We start from the raw sequence: 17,648 nt of genomic DNA, 5'->3' as shown, positions 1-17,648 counted from the left end.
AGATGGAGCATACATCATGGGATGCCTTCTGGTGGGACAGCATCACCGGGCCCCATACGGTTGTGCAGCAGGTGGCCATGTCCTTAATGGAGAACAAAATGGTGGCATTGAAGGTTCCCTCGGATCTTCCCTGGAGGCATTCGATGCGCAGCGAGATTCAAATGACGTTTAACGAGCGCACCGATGTGCGCGATGTTATCATCGAGTCCATCGACGCCGTGGACGATGGGCTGGACACTGCAGACCCCGGGCAATTTCTTCTCCAGCGGTATGCCTCTCCCTCTGTGAGGGCAGGATACAGAGCCAAGGCGCGAAAAACCATCCAGAGCTATCTTTCTGACTGGAAGGTTCTGCGCAATCGGATCATCTGGATCAAAGGTCTTGATGGGGAAACTGCCAGAAAGTGGTTTCAGTTCTGCCGGGAATTTACTCCCCGGGCCACAGAAACGGGTCTGTTTCTACTGGAATACCACGGAGATTTCACTCCTCCCGAAGCCAAGCATTTTACCTATATTGACTTTCACCAGTTTGTAAGTTTATACGATGTCCAACTCTTCAACAGTTTTTTTCTGGACGAGGAACAGCAGTACACCAATATATGGAAGCGGTATATCGCCGTCACAGCTGCTGCATTGTGCGAGACCGATGCAGAAGTATCAGAGCAGCTGCTTCTTCACACTGATTTTCATACCGAGACCATCCTGGAGGGACTGCAGCATGTGGTTGACAGCGGCGAGCTAGACAAGCGCGGTATGGAGCAGAATTCCAGGCATCCCTTGTGGTACCTGAGAAACGGCCGCCCCGACGAACTGCTGCGCCGCGTCTGGACCGCTCAAATTCAAGTACTGTTCCCCGTCATCGAGCTGGAACGAAGAAATTTTGTCGAAAAAAGCTGGGACGCCATCCATGAGTCCCTCGAACAGTACAGCGTCAAGCAGTTTGGCACCGTTCTGCACGACCCTGCTGAGGTCGAGCTGGGCACGCTGTGTTATATGATGAACTATAAAACGGCCACAGGCACTCGTATGCTGTACATTCCCGAAGACGCAGATCGTCAAAGAATCCATTTTCTGCACAGTTGTCGCAACAAGCTCGCACATATGAATTGTTGTACTCCCAATGAGATTTCCGTTTTACTGGACAATGCGGCAATCTAAAAGCTGAAGCTCTGTATAAACTCTTATATCTTTTAGGCAAAACGGTCGCTCACCATGCACATTTACATGATGAGCGGCCGTTTTACTCTATTTTTACCCAAAAGAGCTTATGTTTTCACTTCCCAAAAGATAATCTCCAACTCTATCATCTGCCCATGTCAAATTAGGCCAGCAAGTTACCAGCAAATTAAAACCTCTTGTCCGCCGCGCCAAATTCCCAAGAAATTGGCGTTTTTACACCATTATTTGTCGATCCATGGCATCTTTGTGCTATCCCCAGCAAGTTACCGGCAAGTTAGATTACGCCCAGAACGGCACATACTTCATATAGCGAGGAGCAGTTGTGGGATCAAGCGGTTTGATCCAATTCTGATTAACTGCCTCTTTGATCAATCTTGAAATGCTACCAGCGGAGGAGCTTTTAAGTCCAAAACGTTCACGAAGAGATGCATTGGTTAGTTGTTCCCCTTGCACCTGAAGGATACATGCATGAAGATAACAAGCCCAAATTTTGTCCTCTGGTGATATGCTGGAAAAAGGCATTTCAGAATACAGCGTCACCCTGGTACTGTCTTCAAACAGCTGAATTCTTGGTGCCGGAAGTTGCTGCAATTCACAGGATATGGTGATCTTATCCCACCCAGTTCCAAGTTCTTCGCACATCCTCAGGCGGCGCATCAGCGCCGCCAGCTTCTCATTTCGGGAACGTGGCGGATTATCAATAATGCGTGCTACCTCTACCAAAGGCGTACCAGGATTTGTGATTTCAATTCGGTTTTGGAAAACCTCAACAACTGGTCCCGTTCCAGTAATTGAAAAATCCTGATGTATAAGCGCGTTTGCTACAGCTTCACGAATGGCTAAAATAGGATATGCCGTTTTTTGTTCACGAATTGCCCCACTAATAACTTCTTCTGTGGGAATCAACGCCTGGAGATATTTCATCAATCCTTCAAAGCCCACCACATAGCCTTTTCCACCAATATCCTCTTTGAGCATGTTCAAGCGATTATTTCCACTGTATTGAACCACTCGGATTGCTTTGCGAGAAATCCGAGGAAAATCTGAAAAACGCTTGGCAAACAAAATAGCTCCAAGATTTGTAATGGAATACAATCCATCGTCTTGCCGGACTAAAATCATTTCCTCCAGCATATAGTGGGCGATTTTATCTGCTTCTACTGGTTGAGGAATGCCTGTAATATCAAAATAAATCCCATAATCAAGCAGTCGGAGTGCTTCACTCAATTCCAAATCCGATCTGGCATAGCGTTCTTCAAATTTGGAATTTCGTATTCTGTCCCATACCTGTGCTTGCAAAACCGGGTAGTCATTCAACCTTTTTGTGTAACTCCCAACTCTAACATAGTCAACTTTCTCAAACGTCACGGTTTGATTAGTTGCTCTATATATTATGAGCAATCCAACTATCTTATCATCCATTGGAACCGAATGGAACTCAAAGTCAGCATTTCTTGACAAAAGCGACCGCAGCCAGTTTTCAAGTTCCTGATTTCCTTTTTTCAGTGTTTGGAGATTATATTCAGTGCCAACGATCTCATGTGTTGTATCGTCAACTCCCCAGAGCATGTATGCGCAGGTTTTCTCGTACAGCGCCGCGCTATTTGCCAATGCACTGATGTCCTGGCCAATCATATTAGGAGTATAATTATTATGCTTAAATTCGATCCACTGCGTTTCATTGGGGTACTTTCGCAGCTCATTTATTAATTTCTGGAAATTCGCCAATTTTATCCACCTTATTTTATATTATGATTGTTTTCCATGGCGTCATCATCTTTTTTCATTGGAAAAACTATTGTATAATATCTTCTATAATCTTCCACCGGGAAAGCCACTTCACGAAATACGTCTGCTTCTGTATATTCATTTTTATTTAGCAAGTTGGCCCAAAGAACATTCAGCAGTGTAAAGGCCTCTTCCGTAATTTTAACCACCTCATCAATGTCAACAGCGTGCATAGAAAAATGAAGCAAGTTATTTTCATCATGTAATTGACTCAAATAAGGCTGTGTACTTTCAGTCACGTAGAGACAAAGTTGAGGCAGGTTATTTGTTTTATTCATACGTTTGGAGATTTCATAATTATCAAAAGTCATCAATGCCCCATCGCCCCAGTGAGCCTTTTTCTCTTCTTGAAATTCCCCCTTTTTATTATTTCCAAACGGACATAGGGAAACTGCCATTCCATGCTTGTACTGGCAGTAATCCAAATAGTACTTCTGATGAAATGTGGCCAAATCTTTTACATAAGCTTGTATCATCAAAACTGATTTGCGATAACGCTCAAAAACCTCTGCATTTTCCCATGGCTCGTCTAGTGGGAAATACGGTAAATCAAATGCATCCAGAACAGTTTGAAGATCATATGTTTCAAACTCTCGTATAAAGCTGGATATTGTCCCTACTTTATATGTTATAACATCTTTTGCAAAGAATGCCGGATCTTTTGCATTTTTTAGGAGAGAAAACAAATCTTCAATCGATTGTTCCGCTTGTGCAACTGCTTCAAACAGCCAGCCATTTTTAATCTGATTATGTACTATATCCGTTCGCTCTTCTGGAGAAAGCTGGGACTGATCGAAACAAAGCTCATCTTCCAAATCCTCATAAAACGAGTCGCTTGTCTTCAAAATTTTTCGAATGGATTTTACTACCGCAACACGCCAAAAGAGATATTGATTTTGATAGAATACTTTCATCTGTGAGATTCCAGCTTTCTTTCGGCTTTCATCTGTCAGTTGAGGTCTCTGTTGATCCATTTTATTCTCCACTTTATTACACAATATTATGCTTTTTCCTGTTCTACCAACTTCTGATATATCTCCATCAGCATAGCCACACAGGACGACTCGGTTGTCCCCCGCACCGGCATCCCATAGGCCTGCATGACAGCGCGGTCATTGTTCTGGTGGGCCTTGCGCAGCTCGGGCGGCATAGTCAGTTCGTCGTAAAGGTCCGCCAGGCTGCTGTCCGGGTACAGTGCTCGCGCATCCAGAATGGCCTGGGCCGTCCGCTCAATTTTGGCTTTTTGTTCCTCGGTGGGGTTGGGCCAGGGGAAGTTGTTATAGACAATTCCGCTGGAATAGCGATAATCACTTTTTAGTCGCCCACAAACTGCCCGCATCCATGCATTATGAATGTTTGATGTCAAAACCCCAAAATGATATAATGTTGCGTTAGGAACAATTTTTACGAGGTTACTACATAATATTTGTGGCGTTAGAAAGCCCATAGGAATGTATTTTCTGCGTTCAGAAGAAACCTCTGGAACAACGATGTATGTTCCTTCCGATATGTTGGTGAAAGCAAATTCTCTTGGCGTTTCAGCTAACTGTCTCGTTACCGCTCTTTTACTCGATAATCGAAATTGCCTTACTGCCTCAATCCGCTTGCAACATTCAGGAAGTTTGCGAAGTTCTGCCGGACTGCACTCACGCAAATAGAGGAAATACCGTGGGATTCGGTTGATAAATTCCTTAGAGCCCATCCAAAGTCGAAAATATTTTTCTGCTTCCGGTTCTCTTGCGACAAACGCATCTTTTTCTTCTTTAGTAAATGAATAAAAGCCGCCATCAATAGGTTGATTTCCCAAGCTCATAGGTGGTACATTGCAAAGTGGTTTACTCCTACTTTCCACAAATACATTGTCAGCATCTAACAGATACCCGTTGATGTTTTTTACAACTTGCGGCTGACCGTCTGTGTAGATTACTTTTGGTGTGCTGTTAGGAGCGCAGCTGAATCCAACAATCACACAATGCACATGAGCTTTGGAGCTTGCCTCGCTGTCCCAGCGGAAAGTACGGTGAGCAAAATCAATGTGTACTCCATTAGAGAAAAGCGGTTTCCAGAGATTGGCAACCGATTCTCCCTGTGTTACGGAGTTGGTAGAAACCAATCCAGTACGTATCTCTGTCCCCTTCATTAGATCAGCTGATTTTTTATACCAGCACGATACATAATCCAGGTTTCCGGCATTTTTCCAGCCGGGAAAAACGTCGTTCAAATCCTTTTTCTGCTCGGCGTTCATCATACGTGCTCCCACAAACGGCGGGTTGCCCATGATGTAGCTGAGCCTCTGGACCGGGACGATCTCCTTCCAGTCCATTCGCAGGGCGTTGCCCTCATGGATAAAGGCATTGGTGGTCAGGGGCAGAAACTCCAGGTGCTGGGTCAGAATCTTCTCGGTTTCCTCCAGCATCTGACTTTCCGCGATCCAGAGCGCCGTCTTGGCCACGGACACGGCGAAATCGTTGATCTCAATGCCGTAGAATTGGCCAATGCTGACCATGATGTCAATGTGCCGGGCACCGGCCAGCATGATCTGCCCCTGGGTGTTGCCTTTTTCCAAAGCGATCAGGTGCTCGATCACTTCATTTTCCAGCCGGCGCAAGCAAAGATAGGTCTCAGTCAGGAAGTTGCCAGAGCCGCAGGCCGGATCAAAAAAGACCAGAGAAGCCAGCTTTTTCTGGAAGGTTTCCAGCCGGTTACGGCGCTGATTGGTCACAGCGATCTCTTCGATTTCATTCAGTTCAACCCGCAGCTGCCGCAGGAACAAGGGGTCGATGACCTTATGGATATTCTCGATGGAAGTATAGTGCATACCGCCCGACCGGCGGGTTTCCGGGTTCAGGGTGCTCTCGAACACTGCGCCGAAGATGGTGGGACTGATGTCTCGCCAGTTGAAGTCCTCACTGGCCTTGCTCAGCAGGATCTGAACGATTTCCTCTGTGAAACGCGGGATCTCAATGTTTTCATCGGCAAACAATCCGCCGTTCACATAGGGGAACGACGCCAGTTCCTCTTCCATATAGGGGTCCCGATCCTCTGATTTTGTATCCAGCACGCGAAACAGATCAATCAACCCGCGGCGCACATCCGAAATATTGTGCTCAGCAATATGCTTGAGATAATCGTGAAATTTTCCGTGTTCGCCGAAGATTCCGGCATCCTCGGCATACAGGCAAAAGACCAGCCGGACACAGAGCATATTCAGACTACGGAGACTTTCTGGATTGGACGGGTCCTTATACTGCTCCAGTATTTTGTCATAGAGAATTCCAACCAGTTCGCCAGCCTTGAAGGAAACCCGCTCTTCCTTTTTGATCTCGGTATTTTCTGTATCCACCAGGAACTGCAGGCGGTAATAGTCCTCCTCCAGATCTTTCAGGTAAATCACCGCAGGTTCACTGTTGGGGTGTTCCATGTCGTACACCCGGAACTGTGCAAAATTACAGGTGACAATCCAGCGCGGCCGTTCTGAATAGGACAGCTCTGCGGAATATCGTTTAGCCTGCTGAAACGGTGTGAGCTTAACTCCACTGGACTGCAGGATGGGCGCATCCAGGTCCTTATCCAAACTCTTCTGCTCAATCAGAACATGAGTGGCGGGGATGCTGCCGTCGATGAAGCTAGTATGGTCAAGATGAACCTGATCCTCAAAGGAGATAAACTCCTCCGGGTGTTCCACTCCATACACGTCTCGCAGCAATGAGAGCCAAAACGGCTGGCTCTGCCCTTTTTCATATCCTTTGCCTTGCCAGTATTCCGCAAATTTCTTTGCAGCGACCCGCTGCGCAGTCATCTTCTTGTCAGGCATTATTTCTTCTCCTATTCAGATGTAACTATCATTTTATCACACGACCGTTTTAATGCAGTTTTTCCAAATAATCTATAAATTTATAATCCTTTTTATTTCTCCAATCACAGATGAATGCATTTATATCTGGAATGGGCCTTTCATGAAATTCTGCAAGAGGAACCACCCTCCCCCATGATCTGTAGAAACAGACCACCCCTACGAATCTACGCCCAGCCATTGCAAACTCACACCAATGCGAATCTGGCGGCACAATTTTGTTAATTACGACATCGGGATTAAAAGACGGTCCATTGGAAAAGAAATCCTCGTGTTTGCCCTCCAAAATCCACTCTTTCACATCAGCAAACTCGGATTGCATCACAAAGTCCCAGCCGTAAAGATATGCCGCTGCATTCAGCAATATTTTAGTGCACACCCTGGCATTGGCAGGAATTTCCTTCATCTGAAACTCCATCTTGACCGGGCTTTGGATAATGTTTGCTTTTGAAAAATCCAATCCTGCAACATGCTTAAGAAACCCTTGGATTTCACCTCGAATATCAAATTTATTTTTTAAACCAGGGCTATGTGCAATATAATATTTACGGTTGTGAAAACCTACAAGGACTTCCTCATCAGACAGTAATGCTGAACTGATCTCAACAAACTTTGTATTTTCATCGAAGTTTTTCAGTTCTTCGATAAATTTTTCTGCTGATTCATGAGAGATACAATGAATGTGATATTTCTTAGACGCCCTGCAAAAACAATCTATACTATATGGTTTCCCCAGCGACATATAGGAGAGCGCTTTATTGCCTTTTTCATCCTGAGCAACACTCACATCACTTTGTGCTGCTTTTTTCTCCGAAAGCGAGCCGCGTTGCCCAGGTCCAAAGAAATTTCGATTTATCGATATCACTGATCGGTGCATCAGGTCATCTTCCATCCGAGAAAAGAACTCGTTCGCCTGATCGGATACCCACCCTCTGGGAAGCATTGTCGTACATCCCAAAGAGGCAGGAATTACATGCTCACGTTTATTGTATGTCAATCCTGGTCGGTCGCCATAGTAGATGCAGGACATATCTATTACCTCATCTGGTTAACAATTATTCGACTTCCTAGCTGCCCTTAAAACAAGTCAACATATCATTTTTATTGTATTGCACAACTTGTCAGAAAGCAAGAACTTCTTATCCGCCTTATACTGCTCGGCTATACCACTCCCCTGTTCTTCGATTTTTTCTTCGACAAAATACACATTTTTTCGCCTGAGAAATTTTTCTGTTATGCCCAACCCACCGGATTGATTCTTGTGAGCTTTTCTAAATCGTTCGACATATCGTTGACATTTGCATTTTCCCGTGGTACCCTGTTCCCCAACAAAGCCGCTTTACCCAATGAAAGCTATCACATTGCTTTGTTTATCCGCTCCGCAGCTTCACCGAACTGTTTTGCCGCCATTCACCCACGACAAAATCTTTTGGTGCTGTGGAGCCTTTTTCTTTTCGAGAGTCTTGCAGCCGGGCAACCGGTTTGCAATTCTTTATACGCACCTTGACAACTTCATCAGCCGTCCGGATTGGATACCGCAGGACCCGCGCTGAAAAGTGTGTAACGAAACGTTACCCACCTGTGTACAACCCTGCAACGCCGCTGCAAAACAGGGGCAGGAACTTGATCCGGGGAGAACGGCGACCACACAAGCAGGAGACATCTCGATTCACATTTGCACTCCCGGCTTTCAAACCCGATTTTGTTTTTTCATTTGGATTTTCAAAACTTACGGAAAAAGCGGAAAGCAAGTATCGACCCGTGGCCACAATTTCACAAATTGAAATTGATGCCGCACGCTCCGGTCGTACTTGTTGGGGAGTGCCTTCCCCAAACCCTGCTCATTTCGCGCTCTGCGCGTTCTTCGGCTGCGCCGCGCCATACATAGCTCCAAAGAGGAGCTAGTCAAACAGCAAGGAGGTACAATGACCAAGACCAACACTCGTTCGACTAGCCACACCCCCCAGCACAGCGGATCGCCGAGGAAAACGCAGCTCATCAAGTTTAGAGTCACCCCAGAAGAAAAGCGGGAACTGGAAATCATGTGTGAAATTCTTCACGTCAATATGTCCACCCTGCTTCGCCGCTGCTTACGCACCAAACCCATCAAGCAAACCATTGTTGTCGCCGGCGGCGGAGAAGATGCACTGAAACTTCTCTCTGACCTGCTGGGACAATGTGGCAGGATCGGCAGCAATCTGAACCAGCTTGCCCGCCACTTCAACAGCGGCGGCAAAGATTCAGAAGAAATTCGGGCACAGCTTTTGACCGAATTGTCTGCGCTCACACTCTTTCGGCTGAACGCCGAGAAAAAGATGGGAGAACTGTATGGCAACCATCAAGCATACAAGCTCGAAGAACTCCGATCTTACGGCACCTGAACACTATCTGACCTTTCAGCACAACGAGTACACCGGTCTCCCCCTTCTGGATGAGAACGGCCATCCCAAGCTGCGGGAGGAGTACTTACTGGACACCCTGGAATGCGGTGGGCAATCCTTTGCCATGGCCTGCCTGCTGGCAAACCGGAAGTACGGAAAGAACTTCTCTCCTGACGATGTGAAAACCCACCAATATATCATCAGCTTCGACCCGCGGGACGCTGCGGACAACGGATTGACCCTGGAAAAGGCCCAGGCCCTTGGCCTGCAATTCTGCAAGGAAAACTTTCCAGGTCATCCTGCCATTGTCTGCTCTCACCCCGATGGGCACAACGGAGCTGGTAATATCCACGTTCACATTGTCATCGGCAGTGTCCGAATACGGACCATCCCGAGGCAGCCCTATATGGAAAAGCCCTGCGACTGGCAGGAGGGCATGAAGCATCGCTGCACTGCCGCGATGCTCCGGCACCTTCGGGTTGAGACCATGGAGCTTTGCCAGGAGGCCGGACTCTACCAAATCGACCTGCTAAACGGCACTGGTGAACGGATTACCGAAAAGGAATACTGGGCGCAGCGGCGCGGCCAGCGCCGACTCGACCACGCCAACCAGAAGGCAGCCGCTTCCGGTCAGTCCATCCGGCAAACCAAATATGAAACCGAGAAAGCGGTCCTTCGCCGGCAAATTCGTTCTGTTCTGACCAAGGCCGTCAGTCTCGAGGAATTTTCCGCTCAGCTTTTACAGGAGCATGGCATCACGGTTCGTGAAAGCCGCGGCCGGTTCAGTTACCTCACCGCCGGCCGGACCAAACCCATCTCCTCTCGCAAGCTGGGCGATGATTTTTCCAAAGAGAAAGTTCTGGCTGTTCTCGGTGAAAACGCCGAGCGAAAGAAAACCGCCAGGCTCTACAGCTCTGATCCTCACCCCGACCGCATCAGCCGCCTGATTGACATTCAGGCCAAGCTGGCCGCAGGTAAGGGCGCTGGCTACGAGCACTGGGCCAAGATTTTCAATCTCAAACAGCTGGCAAAATCCATGGCGCTTTTCACCCGGTACAACTTGAACAGCGAGGAAGAACTGGACGCCCGCGTCAAGGAACTGGCAGAAAAGTATGACGAAGCCCACAAGGTGGTGAAGGACCTGGAAAACCGCATCAAAGCCAACCGGGAATTGAGCCGCCATGCTCTGGCCTACGTTCAGAACAAGAAGTTTGCCCAGCAGGTCAAGACCGCAAAGAACCCGGAAATCTTTCGGGAACAGCACCGCGCCGAACTGACAGCTTACCAGGCGGCAGCCGCCTATTTTAAGGCCCAAAAGATCACCAAACTGCCCAGCCTGAAACAACTGGAAACCGAACGTGAACATCTGATCTCGGAAAAAGCTCAGTTCTATGAGGCGTACCGTGAAGCAAAAAAGGCATGGATGGAACTAAGCACCGCACAGCAAAATCTGTTGTCGACCCTCCACCGGGAAGATCGACAACAGGAAGCAGAACAAGGAGGACTGCATGACCTGGACAGACGATGATGTCCGCGACGAAATGGATGAGCAGGAAGAGGACCAACTTTGGATTGACAGCAAGGGCAAAATCGTGGAGTCTGCATTCTGCGCCTATTTTCTGCAGAAGCGTCCACTGATGTGCCTGGACCAAAAATTATTTGATGTGGACGGTGAGGTCAACGAGGAGCGGCTACGCCACGAAATCCACCAGGAGATCCGGCCGGCTGCCCGCAATGACACCGCCAAAAAGACCAAGCGAATTGTGGATGCCATCAAGATGGAGTGCTACCGGGAAGAATGGGAAACCCAGCTGGACCGGATTCATTTGAAAAATGGGACCTACTACCTGGATGAGAGGGGCTTTGTTCCCGAAAAGGAACTCTGCCTCAATCGCTTCCCGGTGGAGTACCAGCCGGACGCCCCGGCCCCGGAAACCTGGCTGGGCTTTCTGAATGGCTTGCTGGTACCAGAGGACATCCCAACCCTACAGGAGTATCTGGGATATCTTCTCATTCCTTCCACCAAGGCGCAGAAAATGATGATCCTCACCGGACGGGGCGGCGAAGGCAAATCCCGCATCGGACTGGTGGTCAAAAAGCTGATGGGCGATTCCGTTCACATGGAATCAATCCATCGGCTGGAAACCAACCGCTTCGCCAGCGCCAACCTGGAACACAAACTGGTGATGGTGGACGATGATCTCCAGATGACGGCTCTGCCCGACACCCGGAACGTGAAGTCCATCGTCACCGCCGAGGACAAGACCTGCATCGAACGGAAAGGAAAACAGGCCACCCAGGGCCGGCTCTATGTCCGGCTGCTCTGCTTCGGCAACGGCAATCTGATCGCCGTCAATGACAGCAGCGACGGCTTCTGGCGACGGCAAATTTTGATTTCGGTAAAGGATCGTGACCCCAACCGGGTGGACGATCCTTTTTTGATTGACAAGATGGCTGCCGAGCTGCCGGGGATTTTTCTCTGGATGCTGGAGGGTCTCAAACGGCTTCTGGCCAACCAGTACCGCTTTACCCTCAGCGAACGGACTCGAAAGAATCTGGAAGCCGTGATGGCCGACGGGAACAATCTGGATCAGTTCATGGCCTCGGACAAGTATCTTCGCTTTGCCGAAGATGCAGCTGCCAGGTCTACCCACCTGTTCTATGCCTACTCCAAGTGGTGCATGGAAAATCTGGAGACGCCCGTCTCTCAGAAGCGGTTCAGCCAGTTTCTTTTCAAGAGTGCCGGCAAGTACAACCTTACCTTCTCGAAGCACATCGGGGGCGAGTACCGGGGCTATAAGGGCGTATGTGTCCGCCCGGATTGTGCCCGCTCATAAAAAAAGAGCAGGAAGTGAAAATTTCCCGCCCTACGCGCCCGCTCACCTGGAAATGCTTTATTTTCATTGTAATATCGTTGTTTTTTAAAATCACATCCGCCCGCTTTGCCGCCCGGTGATCCGCCCAGGCGGGCGGTTCCGGGCGTATCCGGGCGGAAGGGCGGATCGGGCGCGTATTTTTGAGTTCCCGCACAAAAAATTTCACAGGCAACAGGGCCGGAGCTGAACTGTCAGCTTCGGCTGTTACATCAATCTGGCCGGATTGAAAATCATCCACCTGGGATGGTTTGCCGGTCAAGATAGGGAAAAGGAGCGTGCGCTTGAAAACAAATCAGAACACCGTAAATTTTGCCTGTGAAACCTTGCAATCCAATCCAGCATCCGCTACAATGGAAGTGTCTCCAAACCCTGCCGTGGAACCTGAAAACAGACCGCGCGCAGCCACGCTCAAGCCTCTCGTTTACCGGGTGGATGAGATTGCCCAACTCCTGGCCATCTCTCCTCGTGCTGCCTACAACCTTTGCAATACCACCAAGGACTTCCGGGTGGTTCGCATCGGCACCAGCATCCGTGTAAACCGGCAGAGCTTCGATGCCTGGTTTGCCGCCCTCTGAGAAAGGGTTCAGCCATGGCATCCATTATGAAGCGCGGAAGCGCTTATTCCGTCCGATACACCTATATTGACCACCGGGGCAAAAAACATGAAGGCTGGGAGTCCTTCAAGACCAAGAAGGAGGCCGCCGAGCGAAAGATCACGATTGAAAAGGAATTGCAGGATGGCACCTTCCTGATCCCCGATTCCATGACAGTTCAGGAACTGCTGGAAAAATGGATTCCGATTCAGTCCAGCAAGCACAAGTGGTCTCCCAAGACCTACACCCAAACCACCGCGATGGTGCAGAACCTGATCGCGCCGTATATCGGCCAGCGGAAGATTCAAGACCTCCGCACCTTTGACATCGAGCAGTTCTACGCCACCCTGAGCCAGACCCCTTGCGGCCAGTATATCCACGGCGAAAAACAGGAGCTGACCCCCGCCCAAAAGAAACGGCTGCTATCCAGCACGTCCATCCGCGAGGTTCACACCCTCCTGAAAACCGCCTTCTCCTATGCGGTCGAATGGGATCTGATCCGCAAATCCCCCTTGCCCCGGGAAGCCCCGAAAATCAACACCGAGGAGCGGACTATCTGGGACGAGCAAACCATGCTGGCAGCTTTGCAGTCGATCCAAAACCCGGCGCTTCATCTGGCAGTCCATCTGAGTCTGATCCTCTCCCTTCGGGAGGGAGAAATCCTCGGCTTACAGCCGGAAGATCTGGACTTTGAGGCCGCCGATGGCCGGGGGACCATCACCATCAGCAAAACCATGCAGCGCGCCTACAAGGACGCTCTGGCCAAGATCGACCCGGCCCAGATCTACCACATCTTTCCCGACCGCAGGGAAGGGAGCAAGTCCTCGCTGATCCTGAAACGAGCCAAGACCCAGAAATCCAATCGCGTCCTGTATATGACGAAGCCTTTAAAGGAAGAACTTCTGGCCTGGCTTGAGAAGCTGAAGCAGGACGAGCAATCCGCCCCAGAAAAGTACACTAACTGTGGGCAGTTGTTCCGGTTACCGGACGGCCTGCCCATCGCCCCGGATGTACTGACCAAGTGGTATCGTCAGTGGCGGGGTGAACATCCTGAATTTGAGAAGATTGTCTTTCATGGGCTGCGTCATTCCAGCGCAACCTATCAGCTGCTCCAGTCCGGCGGCGACTTCAAGTCGGTCCAGGGGAACACCGGGCACGCCACGGCGTCGACCCTGATGGACACCTACGCCCACACCCAGGACAAGCCCCGGATTGAGCTGGCAGAGAAGATCGAGGCCAACTTCTACAAACAGGACATATCCAGTTCCGCCCCCAGCGGACCGGAGGAAAGCAAAAAGCCGGAGCCAACAAACATCACAGGTCCTGTGATCCTTGAAGCCGTCCGGCAGATGAATCCAGACGAACGCCGGGAGCTTGTCCGGTTATTGTTCGCCTAAAAATTTTCTTTTTGTGCGGCGCAGACCACGCCGTGCAGAGGATGCACAGAATACACTGCTCATCCCGCAGATGTGCAGCTGATGTGCAAAAATGTGCAAGCACCTTGAAAAACAAAAAACCCACGGAGAATCTTACGATTCTTCGTGGGATTTTGGTGCGATGGAAGGGACTCGAACCCCCGGCCTACTGATTCGTAGTCAGTCACTCTATCCAGCTGAGCTACCAACGCATGTGTTCACTCGGAACAGGACATATTCTACCATCAAGGCGGGGTTTTGTCAAGGGCTTTTTGAAAAAACTTTTCGGGATCTTATGGCCGCGCTGCGGGGCCTTATACGCCCCCGGCTTCCGCCGCCAGGCGGCGGGCAATGGCGCGGCCGGTGGGGGTGGCGGCCAGGCCGCCGGCGCCGGTCTCGCGCAGGTCGGGGGAGAGCTGGCGGCCCACACGGCCCATGGCGTCGATCACTTCGTCGCAGGGGATGGAGCTGTCGATGCCGGCCAGAGCCATATTGGCGCAGGCTACGGCGTTCACGGCGCCCACGACATTCCGCTTGACACAGGGGACTTCCACCAGGCCCGCCACCGGGTCACAGACAAGCCCCAGCAGATTGCCAAGAGCCATGGCTGCGGCTGCGGCGCAGGCGGCAGCGGTGCCGCCTTTCAGATAGCAGAGGGCGGCGGCCGCCATGGCGCTGGCGGCGCCCACTTCGGCCTGACAGCCTCCCTCCGCGCCGGCCAGGGTGGCACGGGCCGCGATCACCTGCCCGAAGCCTGCGGCCACATACAGCGCATCGCAGATCGCTTCGTCGCTGGCCTGACCCTCCTGGGCCATGGGCAGCAGCACCGCAGGCAGGACCCCGCAGCTGCCCGCCGTGGGGGCGGCTACGATCCGCTTCATGCAGGCGTTGCACTCGGCGGTTTTGAGGGCCTCGGCGGTAACGGCGGACAGATACGCCCCGCCCAGCAGCCGGCCCTGGGCGGCAGCCTGCTCCACCTTGGCTGCGTCGCCCCCCACAAGACCGCTGCGGCTGCGGCGGCTGGGGTCGTAGTCCCGGCTGGTCTGCTGCATCACCTGCCAAAGACGGCGCATTTGGGCCCGGCTGGCCTCCTCGGTCAGACGGCTTTCGGCCAGGTCGCTGCGCAGCACCGCCTGGGCCAGGGTGCAGCTGTGCTCATGGGCGTAGGTCAGCATCTCGGCACAGGATAAAAAGGACATGGGGGTTTCCTCTCTTTCTTTTTATACGTCCTCATCCACATTCAGGCAGGTGACTTTTCGGATGCCGGGCACAGCGGCCAGCTGGGGCTGGATGCCGGCAGGGATGTGGCTGTCGCATTCCAGCACCATCACGGCCTCCCCGCCGGGGGAGGAACGGAACACCTGCATGGAGGCGATATTGATCCGCCGCCGGGCCAGAGCCTGGGTCACCTCGGCGATGCAGCCGGGGGTGTCCTCATTGTGGATGATCAGGGTATTGGCGTCCCCGCCGAAGTCGGCGTTGACCCCGTCGATGGAGGTGATCCGGATGCGGCCGCCCCCTACCGAGGCTGCGGTCAGGTTCAGACGCCGGTGCGCGCCCTGCAAGGTCAGGACTGCCGTGTTGGGGTGGGCCGAGCGCAGCTCCACCGGATGGATGGAAAAGTGCAGCCCTGCCTTCTGGGCCAGGGCAAAACTGTCGGGCAGACGGGGGTCGTCGGGCTTCATGCCCAGCAGCCCGGCCACAATGGCGCGGTCGGTGCCGTGGCCCCGGCCGGTGGTGGCAAAGCTGCCGTACAGGCCGATGTCGGCCTGCAGGGGCGCTTCGCCCAAAAGCTGGCGGGCGGTGCGGCCGATGCGGGCCGCCCCCGCGGTATGGCTGGAAGAAGGGCCGATCATCACCGGCCCCAATACGTCAAACAGGCGCATAGATGCTGTCCTTGCCTTTCTTTTGGGTGGTTTTGGCGCGCCTACCATGGGGGTATGCGCAGAAAATTACAATTTTATTATACCGCTTTTGCCCTATCTGTGCTATAATAATTTCAAATTGACTATATCGCGCCCGCAGGGGGCCGCACGGAGGGTAACATCGACTATGAAATTGGTAAATGTAGAAACGCCTGAAAAGAACGTCTGCAAAATGACCTTCAGCGCCTCAGCCGCCGAGCTGGAGGAGGCCGCCGAGGCTGTTTATCAGCGCACTCGGGATACCTTTACGATCAAGGGTTTCGCCAAAGGACAGGCTGACCGGGCCCAGATCGAGGCGGACCGGGGCGAACATGTCTTTTGGTATGACGCCATCAACGACCTGATGGACCGGGACGTCCCCGCCCTGTACGAAAAGGCCCTGGCCGAAAACGATCTGCAGCCGGTGGACGAGCCCAGCTACGACCTGGTCAGCGTCAAAAAGGAGGATGGCTTTGTCGCCACCGCCACGGTGCCCCTGCAGCCTGCGTTCCAGCTGGAAAAGACCACCGGCTTTGAGGTGACCTGCACCATCCCCGCCACCACCGACAAGGAAGTGGACCGGGTGATCGAGCGCCGCCGGGCCGGCTTTGCCGAGCTGGTGCCCCACAAGGGCCCCGCCGTCAAGGGCAACATCGTCCACATGGACTACACCGGCTATGTGAACGGGGAGCCTTTCCCCGGGGGCAGCGCCACCAAGCAGGCCATCGAGCTGGGCCGCGGCCGTATGATCCCCGGCTTTGAGGAGGGCATCCTCGGCCACCAGGCAGGGGATGAGTTCGATCTGAATGTCACCTTCCCCGCCGCCTACCATGCCAAAGACCTGGCGGGCAAGGATGCGACCTTTAAGGTGAAGATCATCGACGTGTGCATCCGCCAGCTGCCCGCGTTGAACAGCGACTTTGCCAAGAAGGCAGGGAAGGTGGACACCATGGAGGAGTACCGGGCCCAGGTGCATGACCAGCTGGCCGCCCGCAAGCGCACCACCGCCATCAACCATGCCCGCAACCAGATCCTGATGCAGCTGGCCGACGCCGCCAAGGGCGATCTGCCCGAGATCCTGGTGGAGAATGCCTACCATGTTGAGATGCAGAGCGTCCAGCAGCAGCTGCAAATGCAGCGTCTGAGCATGGACAAATACCTGGGCCAGATCCACCAGACCCGGGATGAGTTCAAGGCCACCGTCCGCAAGGTGGCAGAGCGGAATACCCGCGCCCGGATGGCCCTGCTCCAGATCGCCGGGACCGAAGGGCTGGTGCCCACCGACGCCGAGCTGGACCAGCAGCTGTCCAAGCGGGCCGAGATGGCCAAAAAGACCCTGGAGGAGGTCAAGGAAAAGACGGACCTGCGGGCGCTGCGCCGCAACGAGTCCATCCGCCGGGCCGCCGATTGGGTGATCGAGCGCTCCACCGTCAAAGAAGTGCAGGCATAAAGCCCTGCCGCAAAACCAAACCAGAAAGCACCTGCTCCGGCAGGTGCTTTTTCGTTTGCCTCCAGATCCCCTCCCCCAAAGTTAGTGGATGCGAACTAAAGAAAATAAAGAAAAAATGGGAAATTTTGAAATTGGGTCTTGACACCGGGGGGGGGTATGTTATGATAGGCACACAAAGGAAAGGACCTTCCTTTGAACCTGTTTTGGGTC

At 52.0% G+C, this 17,648-nt stretch carries 14 protein-coding genes and 1 tRNA gene; 7 read left to right on the top strand and 8 right to left on the bottom strand.

Annotated features, from left to right (window positions below; all coding sequences use genetic code 11):
• Positions 1-2: 2 nt before the first annotated feature.
• Positions 3-1,157 (top strand): hypothetical protein, encoded by a 1,155-nt coding sequence (locus B5E66_RS08940; protein ID WP_087231726.1) that lies wholly within the window; start codon positions 3-5, stop codon positions 1,155-1,157.
• A gap of 300 nt (positions 1,158-1,457) precedes the next feature.
• Here B5E66_RS08940 and B5E66_RS08935 read toward each other — a convergent pair whose 3' ends face one another.
• The 4 genes from B5E66_RS08935 to B5E66_RS12885 all read right to left on the bottom strand — a co-directional run bounded on the left by B5E66_RS08935 (position 1,458) and on the right by B5E66_RS12885 (position 7,849).
• Positions 1,458-2,906, bottom strand: a complete 1,449-nt coding sequence (locus B5E66_RS08935; protein ID WP_087231723.1) for an ATP-binding protein — start codon at positions 2,904-2,906, stop codon at positions 1,458-1,460.
• Positions 2,907-2,917: 11 nt separating this feature from the next.
• Positions 2,918-3,940 (bottom strand): hypothetical protein, encoded by a 1,023-nt coding sequence (locus B5E66_RS08930; RefSeq protein ID WP_143406965.1) that lies wholly within the window; start codon positions 3,938-3,940, stop codon positions 2,918-2,920.
• Positions 3,941-3,966: 26 nt separating this feature from the next.
• Positions 3,967-6,765: a DNA methyltransferase gene (locus B5E66_RS08925; protein ID WP_446718510.1), complete on the bottom strand. Its 2,799-nt coding sequence runs from the start codon at positions 6,763-6,765 to the stop codon at positions 3,967-3,969.
• Between the two features lie 64 nt (positions 6,766-6,829).
• A complete protein-coding gene (locus B5E66_RS12885) occupies positions 6,830-7,849 on the bottom strand; it encodes a hypothetical protein (protein ID WP_158098351.1) in 1,020 nt (339 codons plus the stop codon).
• Between the two features lie 895 nt (positions 7,850-8,744).
• Between B5E66_RS12885 and B5E66_RS08915 the strand changes: the two genes are divergently transcribed.
• The 5 genes from B5E66_RS08915 to B5E66_RS08895 all read left to right on the top strand — a co-directional run bounded on the left by B5E66_RS08915 (position 8,745) and on the right by B5E66_RS08895 (position 14,066).
• Positions 8,745-9,200 (top strand): plasmid mobilization protein, encoded by a 456-nt coding sequence (locus tag B5E66_RS08915; protein ID WP_087231711.1) that lies wholly within the window; start codon positions 8,745-8,747, stop codon positions 9,198-9,200.
• The gene (locus B5E66_RS08910) at positions 9,148-10,728 is read left to right on the top strand and encodes a relaxase/mobilization nuclease domain-containing protein (protein ID WP_087231709.1); all 1,581 of its coding nucleotides are present in this window, start codon (positions 9,148-9,150) and stop codon (positions 10,726-10,728) included. The genes B5E66_RS08915 and B5E66_RS08910 overlap by 53 nt, the downstream gene beginning before the upstream one ends.
• Positions 10,709-12,037 (top strand): DNA primase family protein, encoded by a 1,329-nt coding sequence (locus B5E66_RS08905; protein ID WP_242958144.1) that lies wholly within the window; start codon positions 10,709-10,711, stop codon positions 12,035-12,037. The genes B5E66_RS08910 and B5E66_RS08905 overlap by 20 nt, the downstream gene beginning before the upstream one ends.
• Positions 12,038-12,357: 320 nt before the next feature.
• Positions 12,358-12,651 (top strand): helix-turn-helix domain-containing protein, encoded by a 294-nt coding sequence (locus tag B5E66_RS08900; RefSeq protein ID WP_242958143.1) that lies wholly within the window; start codon positions 12,358-12,360, stop codon positions 12,649-12,651.
• A gap of 14 nt (positions 12,652-12,665) precedes the next feature.
• Positions 12,666-14,066: a site-specific integrase gene (locus B5E66_RS08895; RefSeq protein WP_087231706.1), complete on the top strand. Its 1,401-nt coding sequence runs from the start codon at positions 12,666-12,668 to the stop codon at positions 14,064-14,066.
• A 153-nt stretch (positions 14,067-14,219) separates the two neighbouring features.
• Here B5E66_RS08895 and B5E66_RS08890 read toward each other — a convergent pair.
• The 3 genes from B5E66_RS08890 to sdaAB form a co-directional block, all read right to left on the bottom strand.
• Positions 14,220-14,296 (bottom strand) — tRNA-Arg (locus B5E66_RS08890).
• Between the two features lie 102 nt (positions 14,297-14,398).
• Positions 14,399-15,283: an L-serine ammonia-lyase, iron-sulfur-dependent, subunit alpha gene (sdaAA, locus tag B5E66_RS08885; RefSeq protein ID WP_206393059.1), complete on the bottom strand. Its 885-nt coding sequence runs from the start codon at positions 15,281-15,283 to the stop codon at positions 14,399-14,401.
• Positions 15,284-15,304: 21 nt separating this feature from the next.
• Positions 15,305-15,970, bottom strand: a complete 666-nt coding sequence (sdaAB, locus tag B5E66_RS08880) for an L-serine ammonia-lyase, iron-sulfur-dependent subunit beta (protein WP_087231703.1) — start codon at positions 15,968-15,970, stop codon at positions 15,305-15,307.
• A gap of 166 nt (positions 15,971-16,136) precedes the next feature.
• Between sdaAB and tig the strand changes: the two genes are divergently transcribed.
• Complete coding sequence (gene tig, locus B5E66_RS08875) at positions 16,137-17,438, top strand: trigger factor (RefSeq protein ID WP_087231700.1); 1,302 nt, start codon at positions 16,137-16,139, stop codon at positions 17,436-17,438.
• On the opposite strand, the gene B5E66_RS13235 is transcribed toward tig, so the two are convergent.
• The coding region (locus B5E66_RS13235; RefSeq protein WP_206393054.1) for a hypothetical protein at positions 17,419-17,648 on the bottom strand (230 nt) is incomplete at its 5' end. The genes tig and B5E66_RS13235 overlap by 20 nt on opposite strands.

It is taken from the genome of Faecalibacterium sp. An121, assembly GCF_002160915.1.
GTDB classification, from domain to species: domain Bacteria; phylum Bacillota; class Clostridia; order Oscillospirales; family Ruminococcaceae; genus Faecalibacterium; species Faecalibacterium avium.
The sequence above is the reverse complement of the archived record's forward strand: the minus strand, read 5'-3'. Positions and strand labels throughout refer to the sequence as shown.